Annotated in this window: 15 protein-coding genes; 10 read left to right on the top strand and 5 right to left on the bottom strand. The window is 69.2% G+C overall.

Features of this window, described 5'->3' with window-relative positions:
- Positions 1-99: 99 nt before the first annotated feature.
- Positions 100-306, bottom strand: coding sequence for a cold-shock protein (locus BM287_RS10105; protein ID WP_090038990.1), 207 nt, complete (start codon positions 304-306; stop codon positions 100-102).
- 712 nt (positions 307-1018) lie between these two features.
- Positions 1019-2392, bottom strand: coding sequence for an NAD-dependent succinate-semialdehyde dehydrogenase (locus tag BM287_RS10100; protein WP_090038988.1), 1374 nt, complete (start codon positions 2390-2392; stop codon positions 1019-1021).
- A 255-nt stretch (positions 2393-2647) separates the two neighbouring features.
- Here BM287_RS10100 and BM287_RS10095 point away from each other — a divergent pair, with 255 nt between their 5' ends.
- The 8 genes from BM287_RS10095 to BM287_RS10060 all read left to right on the top strand — a co-directional run bounded on the left by BM287_RS10095 (position 2648) and on the right by BM287_RS10060 (position 12548).
- A complete protein-coding gene (locus tag BM287_RS10095; RefSeq protein ID WP_244528147.1) occupies positions 2648-3415 on the top strand; it encodes an SDR family NAD(P)-dependent oxidoreductase in 768 nt (255 codons plus the stop codon).
- Entirely contained in the window at positions 3412-5220 is a 1809-nt protein-coding gene (locus tag BM287_RS10090; RefSeq protein ID WP_090038983.1) for a glycoside hydrolase family 15 protein, read from the top strand. Before BM287_RS10095 ends, BM287_RS10090 begins: the two co-directional genes overlap by 4 nt.
- A gap of 4 nt (positions 5221-5224) precedes the next feature.
- Positions 5225-6556, top strand: coding sequence for an NAD(P)/FAD-dependent oxidoreductase (locus BM287_RS10085; RefSeq protein WP_090038980.1), 1332 nt, complete (start codon positions 5225-5227; stop codon positions 6554-6556).
- A gap of 167 nt (positions 6557-6723) precedes the next feature.
- Positions 6724-7176 carry a hypothetical protein gene (locus BM287_RS10080; protein ID WP_090038977.1) on the top strand — a complete coding sequence of 151 codons (453 nt, stop codon included), beginning with the start codon at positions 6724-6726 and terminating at the stop codon, positions 7174-7176.
- A complete protein-coding gene (locus BM287_RS10075) occupies positions 7173-7892 on the top strand; it encodes a gluconate 2-dehydrogenase subunit 3 family protein (RefSeq protein WP_244528145.1) in 720 nt (239 codons plus the stop codon). Before BM287_RS10080 ends, BM287_RS10075 begins: the two co-directional genes overlap by 4 nt.
- The gene (locus BM287_RS10070; protein ID WP_211772967.1) at positions 7889-9520 is read left to right on the top strand and encodes a GMC family oxidoreductase; all 1632 of its coding nucleotides are present in this window, start codon (positions 7889-7891) and stop codon (positions 9518-9520) included. Before BM287_RS10075 ends, BM287_RS10070 begins: the two co-directional genes overlap by 4 nt.
- Before the next feature lie 72 nt (positions 9521-9592).
- The gene (locus BM287_RS10065; RefSeq protein ID WP_090038973.1) at positions 9593-11422 is read left to right on the top strand and encodes a thiamine pyrophosphate-requiring protein; all 1830 of its coding nucleotides are present in this window, start codon (positions 9593-9595) and stop codon (positions 11420-11422) included.
- Positions 11412-12548 (top strand): enolase C-terminal domain-like protein, encoded by a 1137-nt coding sequence (locus BM287_RS10060; RefSeq protein WP_090038971.1) that lies wholly within the window; start codon positions 11412-11414, stop codon positions 12546-12548. The genes BM287_RS10065 and BM287_RS10060 overlap by 11 nt, the downstream gene beginning before the upstream one ends.
- Before the next feature lie 136 nt (positions 12549-12684).
- On the opposite strand, the gene BM287_RS10055 is transcribed toward BM287_RS10060, so the two are convergent.
- Positions 12685-12966: a hypothetical protein gene (locus BM287_RS10055; protein WP_170857507.1), complete on the bottom strand. Its 282-nt coding sequence runs from the start codon at positions 12964-12966 to the stop codon at positions 12685-12687.
- Positions 12967-13076: 110 nt separating this feature from the next.
- Here BM287_RS10055 and BM287_RS10050 point away from each other — a divergent pair, with 110 nt between their 5' ends.
- A complete protein-coding gene (locus BM287_RS10050; protein ID WP_244528143.1) occupies positions 13077-13577 on the top strand; it encodes a MarR family winged helix-turn-helix transcriptional regulator in 501 nt (166 codons plus the stop codon).
- 192 nt (positions 13578-13769) lie between these two features.
- Complete coding sequence (locus tag BM287_RS10045) at positions 13770-14675, top strand: DUF4190 domain-containing protein (protein ID WP_139230654.1); 906 nt, start codon at positions 13770-13772, stop codon at positions 14673-14675.
- 235 nt (positions 14676-14910) lie between these two features.
- Here the strand turns inward: BM287_RS10045 and BM287_RS10040 are convergent, their stop codons facing one another.
- Both BM287_RS10040 and BM287_RS17835 read right to left on the bottom strand, forming a co-directional pair.
- A complete protein-coding gene (locus BM287_RS10040; protein ID WP_139230653.1) occupies positions 14911-15180 on the bottom strand; it encodes a hypothetical protein in 270 nt (89 codons plus the stop codon).
- Positions 15177-15380, bottom strand: coding sequence for a TNT domain-containing protein (locus tag BM287_RS17835; RefSeq protein ID WP_170857508.1), 204 nt, complete (start codon positions 15378-15380; stop codon positions 15177-15179). Before BM287_RS17835 ends, BM287_RS10040 begins: the two co-directional genes overlap by 4 nt.
- Positions 15381-15702 lie beyond the last annotated feature (322 nt).

Here is a 15702-nt window from a genome sequence, read left to right as displayed (position 1 = left end):
GAAGCATATGCGTCGTTCCTGGGCAGGAGCACGGAATCGTGTGCCGCCAGGAGGGAGGGATCGGTGCGGGGCCGGAAGCCGGTCCCGCACCGATGGGGATCAGGCCGGGCGGATGTCCGACGCCTGCAGGCCCTTCGGGCCGCGCGTCACCTCGTACTCGACCTTCTGGTTCTCCGTCAGGTTGCGGAAGCCGCCCTCTGACTGGATCTCGCTGTAGTGGGCGAACACGTCGGCGGTGCCGTCATCGGGCGCGATGAATCCGTAGCCCTTTTCCGTGTTGAACCATTTGACGGTGCCTGTAGCCATCGTTTTTCTTTCCTTCTTATTCGTATACGGGACCGCTCGAGCGGCCCCGTTCAGCCGCACCGATGGCGCGGACGTGTGTGGGCTGCGACGGCAGTTGCCGGTCGCGGCGGATTGCCGAGGAGGGGGTCGCGGTCGCCCTCGTCGGGGAGCTGAACGGCGGTAGCTGCCGTGCGGAGGGGGAGATATCGGTCCTTTCGCGGCGTCGCCGCGGATTCATTCGTTCCGATGCGCGACGGCGTCGTCCGATCGGAGTCCCGCCAGCCTACAGGAGATCGGCCGTCAACTCACCCCCCGTTCTGCAACGACCTCCGCCGGACCGCGCGAAAGCACGCATCCGCCGCCTGCGACATTCGTCACGAATGTGCACTCCCACCACGGCGAACGCGACATTCGTCACGAATGCGCACTCCCACCACGCCGAACGCGACATTCGTCACGAATGTGCACTCCCACCACGCCGAAAGCGACATTCGTCACGAATGTGCACTCCCACCACGCCGAACGCGACATTCGTCACGAATGTGCACTCCCACCACGCCGAACGCGACATTCGTCACGAATGTGCACTCCCACCACGCCGAAAGCGACATTCGTCACGAATGTGCACTCCCACCACGCCGAACGCGACATTCGTCACGAATGTCCACCCCCACTCCCACCGCGTCGAAGGCGACATTCGTCACGAATGCCGGGAGCAACCGCAGGGGAAGGGCTACCAGTCGTTGCCGACGCGGATGAGCTTCTTGTTGACGAACTCGTCCGCGCCGAAACGGCCCAGCTCCCGGCCCGAGCCGGAGCGCTTCACGCCGCCGAAGGGCAGCTCGGCGCCGTCGGCGAGCACCACGTTGACGAACACCATGCCGGCCTCGATCCGGTCGGCCACGCGCGAGGCCTGCTCCTTGTCGGTCGTGTAGAGGTACGACCCCAGGCCGAACGGGGTGTCGTTGGCGATGCGGACGGCGTCCTCCTCATCCTTTGCGCGGAACACCTGCGCGACGGGGCCGAAGAACTCCTCCTTCGAGGCCGGGTTGTCCGGCGTCACGTCGGTGAGCACCGTCGTCTCGAAGAACGCGCCGTTGCGGCCGCCTCCGCGGACCAGGGTCGCACCGTTCTCGACCGCGCGCTTCACCTGCTCGTCCAGGTTCTCGGCCGCCTTGAGCGACGACAGCGGGCCGAGCGCCGAGTCCTCGGAGGTCGGGTCGCTCGCCTCGACTTCCGCCAGCTTCGCCGTGAACTTCTCCAGGAACGGCTCGTACAGCTCGTCGATGACGACGAACCGCTTGGCGGCGTTGCAGGACTGGCCGCTGTTGTCCAGGCGCGCATCCACCGCGTTCTGCACGGCCGCATCCAGGTCGTCGGTGGAGAGCAGGATGAACGGGTCGGAGCCGCCCAGCTCGAGCACGACCTTCTTGAGGTTGCGTCCGGCGATCTCGGCGACCTTCGCGCCCGCGCGCTCCGAGCCGGTCAGCGAGACGCCCTGGACCCGCGGGTCGGCGATGACCCTCTCGATCTGCTCGTGGCTGGCGTAGATGTTGACGAAAGCGCCTTCCGGGAAGCCGGCGTCGAGGAAGATCTGCTGGATGGCCGCCGCCGACTCCGGGCACTGCTCCGCGTGCTTCAGCAGGATGGTGTTGCCGATCACCAGGTTCGGGCCGGCGAAGCGGGCCACCTGGTAGTACGGGAAGTTCCACGGCATGATGCCGAGCAGGACGCCGAGCGCCGAGCGGCGGATGATCGCGGAGCCGTCGCCGTCGAGCAGCCGGATGGGTTCGTCCTGCAGGAACTCGTCCGCGTGGTCCGCGTAGTACTCGTAGATGGCTCCGGCGAAGTCGGCCTCCGCCAGCGCCTGCTCGACCGGCTTGCCCATCTCGAGCACGATGATGTCGGCGAGCTGCCGGCGGCGCTCGGCGTGGAGCTCCCCGACGCGCCGGACGAGGGCTGCCCGCTCCTGCACGGTGGTGGATCGCGACCAGTTGCGGAAGGCGTCGTCCGCTGCGGCGATCGCCGCGTCCAGGCCGGCGTCGCTGATGGTGTCGAAGGTCTTGACCGTCTCGCCGGTGGCGGGGTTGGTCACGGCGTAGCTCATGGCGCTCCTCTTCTTCGCTGAAACGGGGCCTGCCTCGCGAACGGGGACTCGCCCACCATGACAATACGTCGTGCGAGGCCACTGTGGATCGCCACCTCGTCTACACGGATCGCCTCCCCTCGACACGGCGTACAGCCCGTCGGCTCCGCCTGGATCGAATCTGCGGGCCCTCGCAGCATCCTTGCCTTTACGCAAACGCAGCGTTGAATGGGCGGCACCCGCGGCGTTCACCGCGGCTGATTCGAGGAGGTGCTCGTGAAACTGGATGGAAAGGTCGCGATCGTCACCGGCGGCAACACCGGGATCGGGGCGGCCATCGTCCGATCCCTCGCCGCCGCCGGCGCCGCAGTCGTCATCGACTATGTCGCGCAGCCGGAGGACGCGGCCGATCTGGTGAAGGACATCGCCGCCGGGGGCGGCCGGGCCGTCGGAGTGGAGGCGGACGTGACGACCGTGGCCGGCATCGACAAGCTGATCGCAACGGCGGTCGACCGGTTCGGCCGGCTGGACGCCTTCGTCAACAATGCCGGCATCGAGAAGCGGCACAGCCTCCTGGAACTGGACGAGGAGACGTTCGAGAAGGTGATGGCCGTCAACGTCAAGAGCGCGGTCTTCGGCACCCAACGCGCGGCGAAGCGCTTCATCGACCAGGGCTCGGGTGGGGTGGTGGTGAACATCTCGTCGGTGCACGAGGACTGGCCGATGCCCGGCAACCTGACCTACTGCGTGTCGAAGGGCGGGATGCGGATGCTCACGCGCACCGCCGGGGTGGAACTCGGGCCGCAGGGCGTCCGGGTGGTGAGCGTGGCGCCGGGCGCCGTGAACACTCCGATCAACGAGCAGACCATGAAGGACGACTCCCTCCGGCAGAAGCTGGAGAACTCCATCCCGCTGCGTCACGTGGCCGAACCGGAGGAGATCGGGGACGTCGTCGCCTTCGTCGTCTCGGACGCCGGAAAGTACATGACGGCGACGACCGTGTTCGTGGACGGCGGCATCATGCACGGCAGCGTCGGTCTATGACGAGCAATCGGATCGAGGACTACGCCATCGTCGGCGACCTCCACACCGCGGCGATGGTGTCCGTGTACGGGTCCATCGACTGGTTGTGCCTGCCGCGGTTCGACTCGCCCGCCTGCTTCGCCGCCCTCCTCGGCAGCGAGGAGGCGGGCCGCTGGCAGCTGGCGCCCGCCGGGTCCGGCCGGTGCACCCGGCGCCGCTACCGCGACGAGACCCTGATCCTCGAGACGGAGTGGGAGACGGCCGGCGGGCAGGTGCGCATCATCGACTTCATGCCCGTCCGCGACCATGCCGCCGACCTGGTGCGCATCGTCGAAGGCGTCTCGGGCGTCGTCGAGATGGAGATGGAGTTGATCTTCCGGTTCGACTACGGGCACGTCACCCCGTGGGTGACGAGCACGGAGGGCGGCATCCACGCGGTGGCCGGTCCGGACGCGGTGCTCGTCACCACGGACGTCCCCCTGGCCGGCCGCGCCGAGAGAACGGTGGCCGAGTTCACCGTCGAGGCGGGGGACCGGGTGTCCTTCGTCCTCACCTGGTTCCCCAGCCACGAGCCACGGCCGACCCCGGCGGATCCCGAGCAGGCTCTGGCCGCCACCGAGTTGTTCTGGACCCGGTGGAGCGCCCAGAGCAAGGCGTACGGCCCGCACACGGACGCCATCCAGCGCTCGCTCATCACCCTGAAGGCGCTCACCTACGCGCCGACCGGCGGCATCGTCGCGGCGCCGACAACCTCCCTCCCGGAGCAACTGGGAGGCCCGCGCAACTGGGACTACCGCTACTGCTGGCTGCGCGACGCCACCCTGGCCCTGCAGTCGCTGCTCACCGCGGGATACACCGAGGAGGCGGTGGCCTGGCGCGACTGGCTGCTCCGGGCGGTCGCCGGGGACCCGGCGGATCTGCGCATCATGTACGGCCTGGATGGGCGCCGTCGGCTGCCCGAGGAATCCCTCGAGTGGCTCGGCGGCTATGACGACTCCCGGCCCGTCCGGCTCGGGAACGCGGCCTCCGATCAACTGCAGCTCGACGTGTGGGGCGAGGTGCTGGACGGCCTGTCCCTGACCCGCGCGACCATCGGCGCCGGCGACGACGCATGGAACGTGCAGCGTGCGCTGGTCGAGCACCTCGCGACGATCTGGCGCGAGCCGGACAACGGTCTCTGGGAGATGCGCGGGCCCCGCCGGCACTTCACCCACTCCAAGGTGATGTCGTGGGTCGCGGTCGACCGCATGATCCAGGGGGCGAAGCAGTTCGGCCTCGCCGGTCCCGTCCGGCGCTGGGAGCGGCTGCGCGCCGAGATCCGCCGCGACATCCTGGCCAACGGCTACGACGCCAAACGGAACACCTTCGTGCAGTCCTACGGCTCGACCGACCTGGATGCGGCCCTCCTGCTCATCCCCCGGGTCGGCTTCCTGCCCCCGGACGACCCGCGCATCGTCGGGACCATCGATGCGATCCAGAAGGACCTCACCGACGACGGGCTGGTGCTCCGCTACCGGCCGCAACGCAGCGACGACGGCCTTCCCGGCGAGGAGGGCGTGTTCATCGCCTGCTCCTTCTGGATGGTCGACGCCCTGATCGGAGCCGGCCGCCGGGAGGAGGCCGAGACGCTGTTCGGACGCCTGCTGAGCCTCCGCAACGATCTCGGGCTCCTGAGCGAGGAGTGGGACCCGCACGCCTCGCGCCAGCTCGGCAACATGCCGCAGGCGTACAGCCACTTCGCCCTGGTCCGAGCCGCCTTCCACCTGCTTTCGGGCGGAGTGGCGACGACGCAGGACCGCATCCCCATCGCGAGCGAGAAGGACTGAGCAGATGCCAGAACCGAACATCCTCATCCTCGGCGCCGGGTTCTCGGGCTTCACTCTCGCCCGCGCCCTCCGCCGGGATGCCGCCGCCCATCGCCTCCGGCTGACCGTGGTGGAGCCGGAGCCCTACCTGACGTACAAACCGCTGTTGCCGGAGGTCGCCGGAGGCGAGACCCTGGCGCGGGACTCGGTGGTGCCGCTCCGGCGCCCGCTGAAGCATGCGGAGGTGGTGGCCGGCTCGCTGGAGTCCGTCGACACGGCGGCGAAGGTCGCCGTCGTCCGGACCCTGGACGGGACACAGCGCCCGCTGCAGTTCGACCACGTGGTGTTCGCGCTCGGCGCCGTCACCCGGACGCTTCCCATCCCGGGCCTCGCAGAGACCGCGATCGGGTTCTCCAGCGTCGAGGAGGCGTCCTACCTGCGCGACCACGTGCTGGACCGCATCCGCTTCGCGGCGGCGACCGCCGATCGGGCCGAGCGCAGACGCGCCCTGACCTTCGTCTTCGTCGGGGGCGGGTACACGGGCGTCGAGGCGATCGCCGAGCTGCAGCGGACCGCCGCCGCGGAGTTCGAGCGCTACCGCGAGCTCGACGGGGAGCGGATGGCGTGGCTGCTCGTCGAGGCCGCCGGCCGGATCGCCGCGGAGCTCACCCCGGAGCTGTCCGCCTGGACCCTCCGGCTGCTGCGCCGCCGCGGCATCCAGGTCCTGCTCCACACGGAGATGAAGAGCTGCGAGGACGGCCACGTGGTCCTCAGCACCGGGGAGACCTATCCCGCCGACACGCTGGTCTGGGTGGCGGGCGTCACGCCGAACCCGGTGCTCGCGCGGGCGGACGTCCCACTCGGCCCGAAGGGCCACGTGCAGTGCAACGCGAGCCTGCAGGCGGTCCGGGACGACGGCACGCCGCTCGACGGGGTGTGGGCGCTCGGCGACGATGCGCAGGTGCCGGATCTGACCGCGCAGAAGCAGCCGGCCTACTATCCGCCCAACGCGCAGAACGCGATCCGGGAGGGGCGGGTGCTGGCCGGGAACCTCCGCCGCGCGCTCGATGGCAGCCCGCCTGCGGAGTACCGCCACAAGACCCTCGGGACGCTCGCGAGCTACGGCGGGATGCGCGGCGCCGCCGTGGTCCGCGGCATCCCGCTGCGCGGTCTCGCGGCGTGGACGGTCGACAAGCTGTACCACGCGATCGCCCTGCCGAGCACGGCGCGACGGTTCCGGCTCGTGCTCGGCTGGATCGGCAACGGCCTCACGGCGCCGGACACGGCGCCCGTCGGCACGGTTCTGGACCCGCGCGGGCGGTTCCGGGAGGCGGCCGAGGCGCAGTCCCGCGAGTGACGGCCGGGCGACCGGTCCGGCCGGGCGGATGATAGCCCGCTGGGAAAGCCACTGCGAGGGGTTCACCCGCCCCGGCGATGGTGCAACGCTTGCGAAGACGCAACCATATGGATGATCGAGGAGGTCGCGTGGGCCGGCGCAGAGCACGAGGACGGGCACGAGCACGGGTGCGTCGGGAGGCCGCACAGACGGTCCACGGGATCGACCGGCTGGTCCGCAACGTCGAGACCGGCCGGTTCGAGCGCTCCCTCTCCGGACTGACCGCGGTGAGCTCCCTCGTCACCGCGGGCGAGATCTACTTCGAGCACGACAAGGCCAGCTTCGGCGACCCCTGGATGTGGGCGCCCATCGTGCTCGGGCCGGTCGGGGCGGCGGCCGGCATCGCGGGCGTCTTCAGCCGCCGGGCCGCGAAGACCCTCCTCCCGATCGCCGCAGCCACGATCGTCGCCAACGGCATCCAGGGCACGTGGCTTCACGCCAGGGGAATCGGACAGAAGCCCGGCGGGTGGCGCAACCTCCCCTACAACCTCGAGATGGGACCGCCGCTGCTCGCGCCGCTCCTGGTCACGATGGTGGGCGGGATGGGTCTGCTCGCCGCGATCCTGAGGCGCGAGAAGTGACCCCGCCCCGGACGACTCCGCGGACACCGCCCGCCCAGGGGCGCGGCGACGTGCCCGACCGCTTCCCCGGCTTCCGCGTGCTCGACCAGGCGGACACCTGGGACGACGCCACGACCTCCGTGGTCTTCGCCCGGATCGGCCGTCCCGCCGACATCCGCTTCTTCGACCTCCACGAGCAGGCGACCGTCACCGCACTGTTCGACGAGGTGCTCGACCAGCAGGGCGAGGACCGTGTCCCCGTCACGGCGATGGTGGATGCGCGACTCGCCGAGAGCGAGGGCGACGGCTGGCACTACGACAGCATGCCCGCCGACGGCGACGCGTGGCACGGGACGCTCGCGGCGCTGGACGAGGACGCGCAGGCGGCCTACGGCCGGTCCTTCGCCGACTGCGACCGGGACAGCAGGCACGCTCTGATGAACGCCGTCCGGAACGGCGACGGCGACTGGCATGGCTACCATCGCGCGCAGGTGTGGAGCCTGTGGACGCGCTACGCGTGCACCGCCTTCTACAGCCACCCGGACGCGTGGGACGAGATCGGCTTCGACGGACCGGCCTACCCGCGCGGGTACAAGAATCTGGGCGTCGGGAAGCGGGAGCCGTTCGAGGTCGCGGACGCGCATCCCGAGGCCGTGCCGTCGACGCGGCCCGCTGCGGCGGGCCCGGAACGCCCGGGCGCGCCGGGTCCCGGCCCCGGACCGGAGGCCGGCTCGTGAGCGCGGTCCGCGAGAGGAACGCCTCCGCCTGGCTGCTCACCCCCGATGGATCGCGGACCCGCCCGGACCTGATCGACGGGATGCGGCGCTTCGCCGACACCGACGAGGTCGACATCGCGATCGTCGGCTGCGGCGCCGGCGGCTCCGTCCTGCTGCAGCGCCTGGCGCGCGCGGGCTGGAGCGCTGTCGCCTTCGACGCCGGGCCGTTCTGGGATCCCGAACGCGACTGGGTCAGCGACGAGGCCGGATCGCACCACCTGTACTGGACCGAGCCCCGGCAGATCGGCGGCCACGACCCGGTCCCCCTCGGCTCCAACAACTCGGGCCGCGGCGTCGGCGGCTCCATGGTGCACTACGCGGGCTACGTGCCGCGCTTCCATCCGAGCGACTTCCGCACCCGGACGAACGACGGTGTCGGCGCCGACTGGCCTTTTCGCTACGACGCGCTCGCCCCCTTCTACGCGGACATCGAGAACGAGCTCCCGGTCGCCGGCGAGGACTGGCCCTGGGGCGATCCCCACCGCTACCCGCACAGTCCGCATCCCGTCTCCGGCAACGGCGAGATCTTCCAGCGCGGCGCGGAGGCGGCCGGCATCGTGGCGAAGGTCGGTCCGGTCGCGATCACGAACGGCCGGTTCGGGCACCGCCCGCACTGCATCTACCGCGGGTTCTGCCTGCAGGGCTGCAAGGTGAACGCGAAGGCGTCTCCGCTGATCACGCACCTCCCGGATGCGCTCGAGCACGGAGCCGAGATCCGCGCCGACAGCATGGTCGCATCCATCGAGTTCGACGAGAGGACCGGCCGGGCGACCGGCGTTCACTACTTCCGCGACGGCATCCCCCGGTTTCAGCGGGCGCGGATGGTCGCGGTGGCCGGGTACTCGATCGAGACCCCGCGGCTGCTGCTCAACTCGACGTCGCGCCGCTTCCCCGACGGGCTGTGCAACGACTTCGACCAGGTCGGGCGCTACCTCATGGTGCAGGGCGCACCGCAGACGGCGGGCCGCTTCCCGCAGGAGATCCGGATGTGGAAGGGCCCGCCGCCCGAGGTCAGCACCGAGGAGTTCTACGAGACGGACCCGACCAAGCCCTACAAGCGCGGATACTCCATCCAGACCGTGTCGCCGCTGCCGATCACCTGGGCCGAGCACGTCATGGCGCAGGGCCACTGGGGCGCCGACCTCCGCCGATACATGTCCGACTACGTCCACTGGGCCTGCCTCGGCGCGCTGTGCGAGTTCCTGCCGCAGCCGGACAACCGCGTGACCCTGGCGGACGAGACGGACCGCTACGGACTGCCGGTCGCCCACTTCACGTACTCGCAGTGCGACAACGACCGCGCGCTCGCGGCGGCGGCGCAGTCCACGATGGAGCGCATCCTGGAGGCCGCGGGCGCGCAGGAGACCATGACCGTGCAGCGCTACGCGCACCTCGTGGGCGGCGCGCGGATGGGCGACGACGAGAAGCAGGCCGTCGTCGACCGCGACTGCCGGAGCTTCGCGGTCCCGAACCTGCTGATCACGGACGGCAGCGTCCTGCCGACCCAGGGCAGCGCGAACCCGGCCCTCACGATCATGGCGGTGGCTGCGCGCGCCGCCGACCGGCTGCTGAAACACCCGGGGCGTTGACCCGGCGCGAGCCGGGGGTTGGATGGCCGGTGAACACGCGAAACGAACACACGAAGCGACGAGGAGAGACACATGACGACGGTGAGTGAATTCGTGATCGGCCGCATCCGCGAGTGGGGTGTCCGGCGGGTGTTCGGCTTCCCGGGCGACGGCATCGGGGAGTTCGACGGCGCGCTGGGGAAGGCCGAGCGGGAGGGCGACGGCCTGGAGTACATCCGGCCGACGCACGAGGAGATCGCGGCCCTGATGGCGACCGCGCACGCCAAGTTCACGGGCGAGGTGGGCGTCTGCATCGCGACGTCGAGTCCCGGTGGATTCCACCTCCTCAACGGGCTGTACGACGCGAAGATGGACAACCAGCCGGTCGTCGCGATCGTCGGCCAGCAGGGCCTGGATGCGTTCGGCACCTCCAATCAGCAGGAGAGCCACCTCGAGCGCACGTTCTCGGACGTCGCGGCCTACGTCCAGACGATCGTGTCGCCCGCGCAGGCCCAGGCGGTGGTGGATGCGGCGTTCCGCATCGCGATCACGCGGCTGCAACCGTGCGTGATCATCTTCCCGCACGACATCCAGGGCGAGGAGATGGTCGAGCCGGGGAAGAAGATGTGGGTCTCGCGCTCCAGTGCCGTCGCGCCGTCCACCGCCCTCGCCGCACCCCGGGACCAGGTGCAGGCCGCTGCGGACATCATCAACGCCGGCGAGCGCGTCACCTTCCTGGTCGGCCACGGGGCGAACGGTGCGACCGAGGAGGTGCTGCAGGCGGCCCGGCTCGCGGGCGCCGGCGTCATCACGACGTTGCGCGGGAAGCAGGTGGTCCCCTCCGACGTGCCGTTCCACACCCAGCAGCTGGGGCTGCTCGGCTCGCGCCCGAGCTACGAGCAGATGAAGGACTGCGACACGCTCGTGCTCCTCGGTACGAACTACCCGTACGGGCAGTTCCTGCCCGCCACCGGGCAGGCGCGCGGCATCCAGATCGACCTGCGGCCCGAGCAGCTGGGCGTCCGCTACCCGACCGAGCTGAGCATCTGGGCCGATGTGAAGACCGCGCTGGCCGAGCTCATCCCCCTCCTCCGGCAGAAGGAGGACCTCTCCTGGCAGGAGAAGGCGGCGGCGGAGATGCGGGACTGGGAGGACGAGCTCGCCGCCCAGGCCGAGCAGGCCTACGACGACGGAGTCAACCCGCGGCGCGTGTACTACGAGCTGAACAAACGCCTCCCGGCCGGTGCCATCGTCACCGCCGACGCGGGGACCACCGCCGACTGGTACGGCCAGCACATCCGGCTCCGCGACGGGATGCGCGGCGACCTCTCCGGCCGGCTCGCCACGATGCTCGCGGCCATGCCGTACGCCGAGGCGGCGAAGTTCGCGTACCCGGACCGCACCGTCGTCTGCACCATCGGCGACGGCGCCTTCCAGATGCTCGGGATGAACGAGCTGATCACGATCAAGAAGTACCTGAGCCGGTGGAGCGATCCGAGCTTCATCGTCCTCGTGCTGCACAACGACGACCTCACCCAGGTGTCGTGGGAGATGAGGACCGAGGACGCCAATCCGGTCTGGTCCACCTCGCAGGAGGTCGAGTCCGTCGACTATGCCGGCTGGGCGCGTCTGCTCGGCTTCAACGGCATCACCGTCGAGAGCGACGACGACATCGAGGCCGCCTGGGATGCCGCCTTCGCTCACCGGGGAGTCACCCTGATCGACGCGCACACCAGCAAGAACGTGCCGCCGCTGCCGCCGCACATCACCGCCGAGTTCGCCAAGAACACAGCGTTCGCGCTGCTGAAGGGCGACCCGGACGGCTTCGAAGTCATCAAGGACTCGGCCGCATCCCTGGTCACCGAAGGCGTCGAGCGGGTCAAGAACGCCTTCCACCGGGATCGCGGTGACGATGACGAGTGACGGCGGGACGCGCATCCACTCGATCGCCGCGGGCGCGTACCGGGTGCCCACGGCGACCGGTGGGACGGAGCGGCCGGAGAGCGACGGGACGATCACCTGGAGCAGCACCGGCGTCCTCGTGGTCCGGCTGAGCGCGGGCGGGGAGACCGGCCTCGGCTACGCGTACACGTCTCCCGCGGCGCTCGGGATCGTCCGGGACGTGCTGTCCCGGGTCGTCCTCGGAGCGGATCCCCGCGACACGGCGAGGACGTTCTGGGCGATGGCACGGTCGGTGCGCAACGCCGGGTGGCCGGGGCTGGGTGCCAGCGCCGTCGCCGCAGTGGATGTGGCGGCGCACGACCTCGCCGCTCGCCTCGCCGGCGTGTCCCTCACGCAGTACCTCGGCGGGGCGCACGACACCGTCGAGGCATACGGGAGCGGCGGGTTCACCGACTACACGGATGCCGAGCTGACCGATCAGCTGGGCTCGTGGGCCGCGGACGGCATCCGGGCCGTGAAGATGAAGGTGGGGACGCATCCCTCGGACGACCTACGGCGGGTCAGGGTGGCGCGGGAGGCGATCGGCGCCGGAGTCGAGCTGTTCGTGGATGCGAACGGGGCCTACGAACGGAAGCAGGCTCTCGCGCTGGCCGAGCGGTTCGTCGAACAGGGCGTCACCTGGTTCGAGGAGCCCGTCTCCAGTGACGACCGCGATGGGCTGCGCCTGCTGCGCGACCGGATGCCCGCGCCGATCCGCGTGGCCGCCGGCGAGTACGGGTACGTGCCTGCCGACTTCCGCGACCTGTTGACGGCGGGATGCGTCGATGTGCTCCAGGCGGACGCGACACGGTGCGGGATCAGCGGCTTCCGTGCTGCGGCGGCGCTCGCACGGGCCTTCGGCGTGCCGCTGAGCGCGCACACCGCGCCGGCGCTCCACGCCTCGGTCGCCGCAGCGGAGGATGTCGCGATCAACGTGGAGTACTTCCACGACCACGTGCGCATCGAACGGATCTTCTTCGACGGGGTTCCGCCGGTGCGGGACGGGTCGCTCGTGCCCGACCGGTCGGCGCCGGGCCACGGGCTCGCCTTCCGCTCGGCGGATGCCGAACGCTACCGCGTGGACGCCTTCAGCGACCGCGCCGACTGAGCCTCTCGCCCCCGCGTTGCCTCTGCGCAGGGTGCCGACATTCGTCACGAATGTTGCGTTTCGGTGCGCCCAGCCCCACATTCGTGACGAACCTCGCACCAGACGAGGTGCCGCCGCCCCTCGGCGACTCAGCGTGTCACTTCTCGTGGTGGTGGTGCTCGTGGTGGTGGTGCTCGAGCTTGTCGTGCTCGGGCTCGTGCTCCGCTTTCGGGTAGTTGCCGCTGCGCTGGTGGGTGCTGCGGACCAAGGGTTCCTTTCCATCCCGCTCCGCACCGATGTAGGTGCCGGCGATGTCGGGTTCCGGCCCGATCCCGTCGTGTTCGGTGTACTGCCCGTGGACTCCCCGTGGCTCCGGAGTCTCCGGATCCACCTGGGTATAGCGACCCTCGAGCCCGTCCCGTCCGTTCTCCTGAACCATGGCCATCGCCTCCTTGTTTGCGATGGCGCAATTATCCCACTGATCGACGCGCAGGGCCATGGATGCGCAGCTATTGCACTACCGCAACGGATTCGGGGTAGAAAAGACACGTGAGCACTGACGAACAGATCGAGGCCGCCCTCGGAGCCGCCGATGTGCTGATGCGCGTCGCGGCACGCTCCGTCATGGAGGTCGAGGACATCGTGACGTCGCCGCAACTGCGGGTGCTCGTGCTGATCGCCACCCACGGCCCGCGCACGCCGGGCGATGTCGCCGCCGAGCTCGGCATCCACGCATCCAATGCGACCCGGCTGAGCGAGAAGCTCGTCCGTGCGGGACTCGTCGAACGCCAGGGGGACGCCGCCGACCGGCGCTACGTCCGCCTCCACCTGACCGGATCCGGACGGAGCCTCGTGGAGCGGGTGATCGACCACCGCCGCCAGGCCATCGCGGAGGTGCTCGGCGCTATGCCGACGCCCTCCCGCGCGGCGGCCGCCCAGGCGTTCGACGCCTTCGCACGCGCCGCCGGCGCCGCACCCGCCGACGACGGCCGCTTCACTCTCGTGCCACCGGCCGGTGCAGGTTTCCCCTCCGCTGACGCCGAAACCTGACTAGCATTTAAAGTCCCAAACAAAAACCTTCTTATAGAACCACCAATCGCAGATTCTCTCCACTTCCACATCGGAATCAGGGATAATGGCGTGCCGACACCGCTGCGGCACACCCATGTCGATCAGTGACGCATTCGCCCCGCGGCAGCGGGTACGCGATCACCCTGCACCTTCTCGAAAGTGGACTCCATCATGAGCAGCACACCGCCTCTCGCCGACGACGCCGACGCACCCGGCACCACGGAACCCGTCGCGCCCACCGGCCCGATCGGGCCACGCGAGTGGAACACGCTCGCATCCAATGCGCTGATCTTCGCGCTGATCACCTGGCCCGCTGGGCTGATCCTGGGAATCATCGCGCTGGTTCAAATCAAGCGGACGGGCCAGAAGGGCAAGGGCCTCGCCATCGCTGCCACCATCTGGAGTTCGATCTGCGGGCTCACGACGGCCGTCATCATCGCGATCGTCAGCGTCGCCGCCATCAGCCACCAGGTGAATCGTGTCGTAGCCCTCCAGGAGCAGAGCACTCCACAGGCTTCGGCGACCGCCGAGCCACACGAGGACGCGACAGCGGAGCCCGGCTCGGGCGAGGCAGATTCGTCTGACGGAGGGATCAGCTGGGAAGGTGGAGCGTCCCTGTCGACCGCCGATGGATTCCCGCAGTGGGCCGACTCGGTCATGAGCAATCGCGACTGGAAGCTCACCTCACCCGACAACGGTGAGGGCCAATGGGGATACACCTCCTCTTCCACCGGCTGCACCCTCGACTTCAGCCAGACCCGCATCGACCCGGCCGCGGACACCCGAACGGACCGCGACGCCACCCTGTACTCGCTCACCCAGATCTTGGCCATCGCCGGCAATTACACGCCGGCGCAGGTGAAGGCCGCTGCCACCGAGCAGCCGATGGCCTACGGGTTCGGCGGGAGCAAGGCGCTTGTCGACGGGCTGCAGGTGACCGCCAGCAAGGGTGTCGTCTGGGCTCGCACAATCGCGAAAGCGGACGTCACCCTCGTCATCCTCGGCGGCTGCTCGAGCCCGGACGACCTTCCCGAGCTGACCCGAACCCTCCAGAGTCAAGCCATCGTCATCTTCTGACGACCATGGAACGGACCGTCATCCGGCTAACCGGGATGTCCCGCCGCGCATCCGCTGCCAGGAGAACTCGCCCCCCACTAACCCGGCGCGGTTCAGTCATCACTGAGCATCAACGCGACCGTGCACCGCCGACCCAACCTCCGTCAACCAACCTCTGCGACGCGCTGAATGATTGCTCGTGGTTCACACAAGCCACGAATCACTCGGACACTCGCCGCAAACGTCCTGGCGCTTTCTAAGCGTCGCGCCTGTCCTCATAGACGTACTCATAAGCCTCACTTAGCGAGCCCACGAAGTCGCGGCCGCTGGACCTGACCCGAAAGAATTCATCCCGGTCACCCGATATCCATATCTCATACAGACCATCACCTATCGGTACAAAATTGAAGGTCCGCAAGGCCAAACTCGTCTCGGAGGAGTCTTTCGGGAACCAGATCAGGTCCTCCGCATCTTCTCGGGAGTAACCGATCTCGGCCATACGTTTTACATATTTTTCGTGATTCATTGAATTTCCTTCAAATAACCTTGCTTGACTAGTTCCTTGATGCCACCAGGGAAGTGATACTGAACACCGCCTCCTGGTTGCCCAAATCCTGGTGCGATCTCGCCCATCCGCACACTGTTCGGCAGAGGCTTCAGAATCTCATAACGCTTGACGATTGTGTTGCCTCCGAGACGATCAGGCGGCAGGGTGTCGGCGGCCATGGAAAACTGCCCGTAGGCGGTCACGAGAACTGCCCGTGGGTGGCCAGGAGAACTGCCCGCTGGTGGCCATGAGTTCTGCCCACGTCTGATGGTTCCGCCCCGCGCGTCGTCGCGGCGGTGGGTCCTCCTTCCCGGTTCGATGACGGGTGCTGAAGTCGTCGTCGCCCGGGAAGGGGCTGTGTTGAAGTCTGACGGAGAAGTCATGGAGATTCTGGAAGCGTTCGATGCGACGGGGTCGTATCGGGCGGCGGGGCAGCTCGCGGGTTGCTCTCATCACACGGTCGCCGCGCATGTCGCGGCGCGAGCCGCGGGTCGGCCTGTC

The organism is Leifsonia sp. CL147 (assembly GCF_900114565.1).
Lineage (GTDB): Bacteria > Actinomycetota > Actinomycetes > Actinomycetales > Microbacteriaceae > Leifsonia.
This window is presented reverse-complemented; position numbering and strand designations above follow the sequence as displayed.

What these genes read in the sequence shown, in the direction of transcription:
- BM287_RS10100 (WP_090038988.1), bottom strand. Translation starts at nt 2,392, where the DNA reads ATGAGCTACGCCGTGACCAACCCCGCCACCGGCGAGACGGTCAAGACC.
- BM287_RS10065 (WP_090038973.1), top strand. Translation starts at nt 9,593, where the DNA reads ATGACGACGGTGAGTGAATTCGTGATCGGCCGCATCCGCGAGTGGGGT.
- BM287_RS10060 (WP_090038971.1), top strand. Translation starts at nt 11,412, where the DNA reads ATGACGAGTGACGGCGGGACGCGCATCCACTCGATCGCCGCGGGCGCG.
- BM287_RS10090 (WP_090038983.1), top strand. Translation starts at nt 3,412, where the DNA reads ATGACGAGCAATCGGATCGAGGACTACGCCATCGTCGGCGACCTCCAC.
- BM287_RS10085 (WP_090038980.1), top strand. Translation starts at nt 5,225, where the DNA reads ATGCCAGAACCGAACATCCTCATCCTCGGCGCCGGGTTCTCGGGCTTC.
- BM287_RS17835 (WP_170857508.1), bottom strand. Translation starts at nt 15,380, where the DNA reads ATGGCCGCCGACACCCTGCCGCCTGATCGTCTCGGAGGCAACACAATC.
- BM287_RS10045 (WP_139230654.1), top strand. Translation starts at nt 13,770, where the DNA reads ATGAGCAGCACACCGCCTCTCGCCGACGACGCCGACGCACCCGGCACC.
- BM287_RS10055 (WP_170857507.1), bottom strand. Translation starts at nt 12,966, where the DNA reads ATGGTTCAGGAGAACGGACGGGACGGGCTCGAGGGTCGCTATACCCAG.
- BM287_RS10040 (WP_139230653.1), bottom strand. Translation starts at nt 15,180, where the DNA reads ATGAATCACGAAAAATATGTAAAACGTATGGCCGAGATCGGTTACTCC.
- BM287_RS10105 (WP_090038990.1), bottom strand. Translation starts at nt 306, where the DNA reads ATGGCTACAGGCACCGTCAAATGGTTCAACACGGAAAAGGGCTACGGA.